General features: G+C 64.7%; 14 protein-coding genes and 1 pseudogene. 8 read left to right on the top strand and 7 right to left on the bottom strand.

Going from position 1 to position 7,567, the window contains the following annotated elements:
• The 7 genes and pseudogenes from BMX43_RS15165 to BMX43_RS15135 all read right to left on the bottom strand — a co-directional run.
• Positions 1-232: pseudogene (locus BMX43_RS15165) on the bottom strand (HTH domain-containing protein); the annotation flags it as partial.
• A gap of 107 nt (positions 233-339) precedes the next feature.
• Positions 340-885 (bottom strand): hypothetical protein, encoded by a 546-nt coding sequence (locus tag BMX43_RS15160; protein WP_091302847.1) that lies wholly within the window; start codon positions 883-885, stop codon positions 340-342.
• On the bottom strand, positions 885-1,316 hold the full coding sequence (locus BMX43_RS15155) for a hypothetical protein (protein ID WP_091302845.1): 432 nt from the start codon (positions 1,314-1,316) through the stop codon (positions 885-887). The genes BMX43_RS15160 and BMX43_RS15155 overlap by 1 nt, the downstream gene beginning before the upstream one ends.
• On the bottom strand, positions 1,316-1,591 hold the full coding sequence (locus tag BMX43_RS15150) for a hypothetical protein (protein ID WP_091302843.1): 276 nt from the start codon (positions 1,589-1,591) through the stop codon (positions 1,316-1,318). The genes BMX43_RS15155 and BMX43_RS15150 overlap by 1 nt, the downstream gene beginning before the upstream one ends.
• Positions 1,588-1,995: a hypothetical protein gene (locus tag BMX43_RS15145; RefSeq protein WP_091302841.1), complete on the bottom strand. Its 408-nt coding sequence runs from the start codon at positions 1,993-1,995 to the stop codon at positions 1,588-1,590. Before BMX43_RS15145 ends, BMX43_RS15150 begins: the two co-directional genes overlap by 4 nt.
• Positions 1,996-2,011: 16 nt before the next feature.
• Positions 2,012-2,251 (bottom strand): hypothetical protein, encoded by a 240-nt coding sequence (locus BMX43_RS15140; RefSeq protein ID WP_091302838.1) that lies wholly within the window; start codon positions 2,249-2,251, stop codon positions 2,012-2,014.
• 100 nt (positions 2,252-2,351) lie between these two features.
• Positions 2,352-2,783 carry a hypothetical protein gene (locus BMX43_RS15135; protein ID WP_139201595.1) on the bottom strand — a complete coding sequence of 144 codons (432 nt, stop codon included), beginning with the start codon at positions 2,781-2,783 and terminating at the stop codon, positions 2,352-2,354.
• Positions 2,784-2,919: 136 nt separating this feature from the next.
• Between BMX43_RS15135 and BMX43_RS15130 the strand changes: the two genes are divergently transcribed.
• The 8 genes from BMX43_RS15130 to BMX43_RS15095 all read left to right on the top strand — a co-directional run bounded on the left by BMX43_RS15130 (position 2,920) and on the right by BMX43_RS15095 (position 7,494).
• Positions 2,920-3,954 (top strand): tellurite resistance TerB family protein, encoded by a 1,035-nt coding sequence (locus BMX43_RS15130; RefSeq protein WP_091302834.1) that lies wholly within the window; start codon positions 2,920-2,922, stop codon positions 3,952-3,954.
• 287 nt (positions 3,955-4,241) lie between these two features.
• Positions 4,242-4,712, top strand: a complete 471-nt coding sequence (locus BMX43_RS19855; protein ID WP_175482129.1) for a hypothetical protein — start codon at positions 4,242-4,244, stop codon at positions 4,710-4,712.
• Between the two features lie 504 nt (positions 4,713-5,216).
• Positions 5,217-5,459, top strand: a complete 243-nt coding sequence (locus BMX43_RS15120; protein WP_139201594.1) for a hypothetical protein — start codon at positions 5,217-5,219, stop codon at positions 5,457-5,459.
• Positions 5,456-5,746, top strand: a complete 291-nt coding sequence (locus tag BMX43_RS15115) for a hypothetical protein (protein ID WP_091302830.1) — start codon at positions 5,456-5,458, stop codon at positions 5,744-5,746. The genes BMX43_RS15120 and BMX43_RS15115 overlap by 4 nt, the downstream gene beginning before the upstream one ends.
• Positions 5,743-6,042: a hypothetical protein gene (locus BMX43_RS15110; RefSeq protein WP_091302828.1), complete on the top strand. Its 300-nt coding sequence runs from the start codon at positions 5,743-5,745 to the stop codon at positions 6,040-6,042. The genes BMX43_RS15115 and BMX43_RS15110 overlap by 4 nt, the downstream gene beginning before the upstream one ends.
• A complete protein-coding gene (locus tag BMX43_RS15105) occupies positions 6,039-6,236 on the top strand; it encodes a hypothetical protein (RefSeq protein WP_091302826.1) in 198 nt (65 codons plus the stop codon). Before BMX43_RS15110 ends, BMX43_RS15105 begins: the two co-directional genes overlap by 4 nt.
• A 44-nt stretch (positions 6,237-6,280) precedes the next feature.
• Entirely contained in the window at positions 6,281-6,607 is a 327-nt protein-coding gene (locus tag BMX43_RS15100) for a hypothetical protein (RefSeq protein WP_091302896.1), read from the top strand.
• Between the two features lie 26 nt (positions 6,608-6,633).
• Positions 6,634-7,494: a DUF2303 family protein gene (locus BMX43_RS15095; RefSeq protein ID WP_091302824.1), complete on the top strand. Its 861-nt coding sequence runs from the start codon at positions 6,634-6,636 to the stop codon at positions 7,492-7,494.
• Positions 7,495-7,567: the final 73 nt, after the last annotated feature.

Raw genomic sequence — 7,567 nt, 5'->3', positions numbered from 1 at the left:
TCCGCCGCTGCTTGCGCGACTTCCCGGCCTCGGTCTTCAGCCAGCCCGACAGTTTGGCCGCAAAGGGGTCAAGTTTGCTCGGTCGCTCGGCAACCTTGAACTCAAGCTCAACCGCCCCAGACCGCAAATACTTCCTGATGGTGTTGCGCGACAACTTCGTCCGCCGCGCGATCTCCCGAATGGACAGATGCTCCCGCAATGCCCAACGCCGAATAATACTCAAAAAGGCCATGCCGATCACTCCAATGTCCCCTGCTGCCAGCAGCCAAGGGGAAGGTGTCACATGGGTCAGTTCTCAATGAAAATTACGCCGCTACCCGGGTCACTTCTGGGTGGAAATCAACAGAACTGGTCCAGACGGATCAGATACATCTGATCCTCTGCCAGCCGCTTTCCGCCCCCGGCCCTGACAATCTGACCCGGCAACGCCTCCAGCCGCTTGCGCTCGCGCTCGGAAGCCCGCCGCGCCAGATGATCCTCGCGCGATCCAAGCGCAGCCTGAACCACCTCCAGCACAACCGGGTGATACCAGCGCAGCGCGCCGCGATCCGTGCGGCACCGCCGCCACCCGTAAAGCGGCGAAACCTGCCGCTCCACCAGCGCCCGCCACACGTCCAGCGGCTCTGCCACCAGCTTGGCCAGCATCCGCTCATCCACCGGCAGCGTGCCCACCGGGTCTTCATCCTGCGCGCTGAAAAACAGATCCAGCCCGACAGCGCGAACCTCGCGATCCGCCAGCCCGCGAAACTCCGACCGCAGCCAGCGCCGGTGATGCCAGACCGTGAAGTAATGGGTTTCCAGCCGCTGCCCAGTCGAAATCGGGTAAAGCGGCAGACTGGCGTCATCAACCGCGACCAGCCGTGTGGATGCAGATGACACCGCCATCACGCATCCTCCCCCATGGCCCGCGCCATCCGCGCATGGCGCTGCCCGCACCAGGCCGATTGCAGCAGCGTCACATAGCGCCGCGCGGCGCGGGCCAGCGCGGCCTGCGCCGGATCGGTCGAATACTTGTACATGCGCCACACCAGCAGCGGCTGCGCCGCCCGATGCCCCCAACGCCGCGCCTCGCGCAGATCCGCATCCCGGCAGGCGGCACAGCAGTAAATCTGCCACTCCCGCGCCACCCGGAAAGGCTTGGAGCAATCCGGGTAAAAACAACGCCCCGGCTGGTGATAGGGTGCCGCCGCAATCTCGCGCGCCGCATAGACCGCCCACCCCTCCGGCTCAAAATGCGCTGCCAGTCCATTTGCGTGGGCAGGTGCGTCCATATCCGCGCCACCATCCTGCGCCACTGCGCCCTGCGCGCGCGCCATCACAGCACACCCCGCTTGGCTTCGGCCACGGCATCGCGCAGCTCGCCCACGAAAGCCAGCGCCAGAGGCCCCGGCACTCCGCACATGACGGGCACGCCATCCACGGCCACCGGCTCCAGCGTCAGATAGTCATCCGACCGCGCCGCCCAATCCATCCGCGCCCGGAACTGCGCCACCCGGCGTTGCCCGTCCGGCAATTGCGCCGCCAGACGCGAGATTTCATCCAGCATCACATGCCACGCCGACAGATCGCCCCGAAATTCCATCTGGCTCATGCCCCTCCCCCCACCGGATCGCCTGAATTCTCGGCCACCCAATCCAGACCCTCTTGCGTCAGCACCAGCCGCGACGCACCGCACATCCCCGCGCCGCCCGGCTCGCGCCGCAGCAGCCCATCCATTTCCATCCGCTGCACCGACTGCGTGACCGTCGCAATCCCCAGCCCCGACTGCGCCGCAATCTCGCGCCGCAAATGACAGCCAGCCAGAATCGCCGCGACCACGCGACGCCGCGTGTTGATCACCCGCTGCGAATTGCTGATCCCCGCGCGCGGCTGCAAATTCATCTGCCCAGCCGCGCCCGGCGGCATCCGCCCGCCACTTGCACCCATCGCCGCCAGCATCGCTGCGCACAGCGCATCCTGATCCCAGGCGTCAAACCGCATCCCCGCCGCGCTCATGCCACACCCTCCGTCATCACACCGCACCCCCGAAAATCCCGTCCAGATGCAGCGCCAGCGCGCGCAACTGCGCCGCCACGCCCGCATCGGCGAACTCATTGCACAGTACCGACCGGGCGGCCTGCCCCGGCATCCAGCCATCGCGCGTGACGATCAACTGCACCGTGCCTTCCACCTGCCCGACCGTGATCACCAGATCACTGACCGGGAAATCCCGTGCCGCGCTGACCACCGCGCGCTGCGCCTGACTGGCCATCACGCCACCCCCGGAACTGCAGGCTGGCGGGGCTGCCGCCTGTCCGCAGCCCCGCCTTTGCGCGCCGGTTTCGCCCGGCGCTGCGATGTGACACGGCAGGTCATCCCCGACCCTCCGCCCCACGCGACAGCGCCGCCTGCAGGCGCTGTGCTTTCTCGATAACGTCTTGCAGCTCTTTCGCCGCCTGCGGGCGCATCGCCGGATCGGCCACGGCGGAAAGCGAGGCGTGCTGCGCCTCACCCACCTCGCGCGACAGATCGGCCACCCCCTGCACCAGACAGACAGACCGCGCCTCCGCAGGCACCTGACCCATCAGCCAGTCGAACAAAGACCAGTCCCCCGCCGCCTCTTGCAGCGCCAGAATATCCGGCAGCGTCCAGTCCAGCTGCCGCGCCCGCTTCTTGCTCAGCGTGCCCGCCGAATGCCCGCCACCCCACCGCGCCTCCAACACGGCATTGGCAGCAGTGACGCCGCCCAGCCGGTCGATCAGCGCGCAGACATGGGCATGGATGATCGGGCGCGGGTCAGACATGCAGGTCACCATGGGTAAAGCGCGCAGCGGCGCAACGCGGGAAAAGCTGAGCTGCGGCCACAAGCAGGAGTTGCGAAACATGCACCTGCGCGTAACCATGCAGAGCATTGGTCACTGTCGTTAGGAGTGTCGTGAGATGAGTTTTCTGAAATGGCTTTTCGGGCGCGCAGGCAAAGCCACCGAGGCACCGCCGCCCATCATCCTGCGGGGTGACAGCCATGAACTGCCGCCCCTCGTCGATCTGGACAAGGAGGACGACCCTGACCTGCTGCCGGATGATGACGCGGATGATGACGCCGCGCTTCCCGACATTCTGGCGGAAATCATAACCCCCGCCCAAACCGAGGTTGCGCCGCCGAAACCAAAGTCCAAGCGCGACAAGGGAGAACCGCTCGAAAACCTCTACTGCGAAATCGAATACAGCGATGCCACTGGGAAACTGACCCGACGTGCGATCACCATGCTCAGCCTGAAACAGGAAGGTGATGCCACGCAGATTTACGCCCTTTGCCACATGCGCAAGGCGCAGCGCTGTTTCCGTTGTGACCGGATCGTCAATGTCATCACAGCCGATGGCGAAGTGATGGATGGCGCAACCTTCCTGCGCGACATCCTCTGCATCGACTTCATCCAGCCGGACCCGAAGCCGAAGAAAACCGCGCCCATGGTGATCACGGCTAAAGCCGCCCAGGATGAACCACCCACGCCGCGCGGCAAGCCCGGCAGGAAGCCCGGTCCCGCCCGCAATATCCGCGATGCGATCATGCCGCAGCTTGCCGTTCTGGTGACCTGTGCCAAGAGCGATGGCCAGTTCCACGCAGCCGAGATTGACAGGATCATGTCTTACGCAGAGTCCGAGGCGATCCATCTGCAGCGCAGCGGCGCGCTGGACTGCGAACTGACCATCGAGATGGCCGACAATCTGGCAAAAGCCCTTGCGACCATGCGCCCGCAGGCACGCACCCTCGAACGGAACATACTCGCCGTCCTCGCTTTGCCTGACGCTGCCCGCGCCAGATTCAAGCGCGCGCTTGATGGCGTCATCATGGCTGACGGCGATCTGCATGAGGGCGAAGCGCAGTTCCTGCGTGACTTTGACGATCTTGCCCTGCGCTCTCGCTACGACCTTGCCGGGGCCACCGAAGAGGTGCTTGCCGCTGCCCAAGACTGAGCAGGAAACGTGATTTCCTGTGCAACGGGCGCTGATTGCTGGATGCACAGGAAAGGCACAGAAAACGCAGGGAGGAGACATCATCATGAATCACCCCGGCCAATTATGCCTCGCCGCTCACGCTCTCGGCGCAACGCATCACGGATCGCAGCCTCGGTCTCTGGCCAAATCCTTCGCCCCTCACGGAGGCGATCAAGCAGCTTACCGTTACGAGCCAGCAGAATCCCCACGCGATGTGCGGAAAGACCAGTCTCAGACTGGAAATTTTCAACGACTTTGAGGAGGCTATGGCTCTGCATGTCAAAGCAATCGCACGCTATAGCGTGCAGTTCAATACACGCGATAACGTCCACGATTCACCCGCCCAAGCGTGCTACGCCAAGTCCATGGAAAATGGATGGTTTGACCGACTGAAAGAAGCGATTGAGAGCGATCCTCGCAGCCCGCGAGCGATCAGCTTAGCCGCAAGGTGCGGGCCTAACTACGTCCAGCAGATGCTGAAAGAAGGCAAAGAGCCGGGCTCTGACCGCCTAGCCAGGCTGCTGGATGTGCTAGGCACGTCCGGCGCGATGTATGTATTGGCAGGCATCAGAATGAGCGACGATGATCGCGAACTCTTAAAGGCGATCACGCCTCTTTCACCGGAGCTTCGGGCAAGCGCGCTTCGCTTTCTGACGGAGCTTGCAGCGAGCGGAAGTGGCTCAATGCAGTTTTCCGCTGATTCTGATCAAGTCGCCTCCAAATCAAAACCATCTTAACTATATCTTCCATCCCGCCACCAATGTTCCATATTTGTTCTAATCTGCCTTAAGGTCGATTCGGTCAATCGCAACTCATCCGAGACGCTATAGTGATCCGCCACGCACTGCCGACCCTACCGATTATCCTACTCTCTGCCTGCGCCCAGTATGCGCCGGGTCCAGCCGTTATGATCGACGGACATTCGATCAAGGTTCAGCAATCACTATCAAATTCAAACTCTTACGCCGCAGTTCACGAGAAACTGTTTCGCGGAATCAAGCCAAACGACAACAGCAGGTTCCCCCGGGAGCGCGCAGCCATTGAGCGCGTGACTGGCTGCGCAATTGTTGAGGGCACAGTTGTTCTTGGCGACTACGGCACCACCGCCCTTGTTGACTGCGCAGGCGCACCGTAGGCGAATCGGCGCCATCGACGCATGCACGCTATTGCGTTAGTTCCACAGTTGCAACGAACGCCATAGCGTGCAACACTCGCCCCATCGCAACCCGATGGAGGCACCCTTGTCCGCTCACCTGCACCCCCTGCAAGCCTTCGCCCTCCCGCCCGGCCAACTGCCGCCGGTCGCCATCCCCGGCACCACCCTGCCGATGCCCGCCCCGATCCGCCCTGCCGATCCGCGCAGCGGCTTCGCCCGGCAGATCGCCCACGCCCGCCGCATCGTCACTGATCCAGCAGAGCGCGCAGGCCGCCCGCATATCCTGACCATCGCCCAAGCCGTGCTGAAATCGGCAGGCGCAGCATGATTGCCGCTATCACCCCGCCTGACCACTGGCTGCCCGAGGCCGCCACCTTTTCCCAGCTCAAGCGCATACTGGAAGACCGCCATGTCTTCAGCCCCTGTGAGGCCTGCACTCAGCAGGATCGCGGCTGGACGCTGCTCTCGGAATCCGAGGTCGGCAGGGCAACGGAACTGACCATCGGCGGGCACGCGTTTTTCGCCATGATCTGCCGCCACTGCGGACACACGAGGCTGCACCACAAGCGGACGCTGTTTCTCGCCATCAATGGCTTGCTGGAGGCCGCACCATGATGCGCACCCCCTGCACCGTCCCGCCCGAACTGCGCCGCCTGCGCGACGCACGGGCTTGGGCGCGCCGCACCAGCCCCGCCGCCGACCGCATCGGCGCCCGCTGCCCCGTGATGATCGAGCGGCAGTTGCAACCCGGCATCCACACCCTGACCGCCACCACCACCACGGGCGACGGCGTGGCCGTGATGATCCGCGACACCGAACTGGTGATCCTCCACGTCGCCGACGCGCCGGAACGGATCACCCTCCCCCTGCCCACCCACCTCCACGCAACCCTGCCGAGGCCGCACGCATGATCACCCCGCAGACCCACCTCAACCGCGCCACGATGCGCGCCGAACGCACCGCCCGCGCCCTGCGCCTCGGCGGCGCCGCAGCCCTCGCCACGCTGATCGTGCTGGCCGTGCTGATCGGTGCGGGCACCGTCCTCGCCGCCGCCCTCACCCTCCCCGAAACGCTGGCCCAGGCCAGCGCCGCCCGGGGGATGTGATGACCGCGATCCTCAAACCCCACCCCGCTGTCGGAGCGCCGCGCATGGCAAAACACGAACTGAATTTCCTTGAATTCCTGCAGACCTTCCGGCGCGGCGAACTGCTGAACGAGGGCGACCAGAAGCTGACCGAGCTGATGGAGGCGATCCGCGACACCGGCGGCAACGGCAGCCTGACCCTGAAGATCAACTTCAAGGTCAACAAGGCGGGCCAGCTTGAGGCGACGCCGGATCTGACCGTCAAGAAACCCGCCCGTGCCCTTGGCACCGGCATCTATTTCGCCACCGACGATGGCCGCCTGACCCGGCGCGACCCGAACCAGATGGACATCGAGGACGAAATCGAGCGCCGCCGCGGCCTCGATAACTGACAACCCGAAGCTGAAAAGGACACAGCATGTCAAAACCCGTCCCCCCCGAGGCGACGCCGCCCGCCACCCCGGCAGCACATTCCCCGCGCGAGGCGCTGGATACCGCGATCCGCGCCGCCTATCTCGCCAATCCGGTGATCACCGGGGCCGATGGCCGCCAGAGCATCGTGCTGCCTCGCGAATTCTCGCTGCAGCCGATCCCTGACGAGGCGCGCCTGCCGGCCATTCCGGCACAGCGCGTCACCGTCGATGACCGTGCCTCGCTGGTCACCTATGCCAACCGCTTCCGCGATGACCGCTCGCTCATCGTCGCGGATTTCGACGCGCTGGAAATTGCCGCCCATCTGGATTGGCACCCGCACAACACGCATGAGGATTTCCTGACCTCTGGCGCGCAGAAACACAGCGTCACCCTGAAACTGCGCCCCTCCGAGGAATTCGCCCGCTGGGACGACATGGAGGGCAAGTTTGTGCCGCAGGCGGAATTCGCGCGCTTTCTGGAAGAGAACTCCAGCGACGTGGGTTTCCCCGAGGCAGCGACGATGATCGAGATCAGCCGCGATTTCGAGGCGACCGTGGGCCAGTCCTACAAATCCTCGGTCCGGCTCGACAACGGCGACCGCAAACTGGTGTTCGAGACCGACACCAAGGTGCAGAACGGCGTCACGATCCCGCAGAAATTCACCCTGTCGATCCCGATCTATAACGGCGAACAGCCCGACACGCTGGTGGCCCTGTTCCGCTGGCGCGCCATGGGTGGCGGCGTCATTGCGCTGGGGTTCCAGTGGCACCGCGTCGAATACCAGCGCCGCGCCCATTTCGCCCAGATCGCCGCCAGCGCGGCAGAGGACACCGGCCTGCCGTGGATCATGGGCCGCAAGGCCTGACCCCCGCCCCATGCCGGGCGGGGCGGCGCTTCCCCGCGTACCTCCCTGTTGACCTCCCCCGGCCCCGCGCCGG

Origin of the sequence: Gemmobacter aquatilis, assembly GCF_900110025.1 — a bacterium.
GTDB classification, from domain to species: domain Bacteria; phylum Pseudomonadota; class Alphaproteobacteria; order Rhodobacterales; family Rhodobacteraceae; genus Gemmobacter; species Gemmobacter aquatilis.
This window is presented reverse-complemented; position numbering and strand designations above follow the sequence as displayed.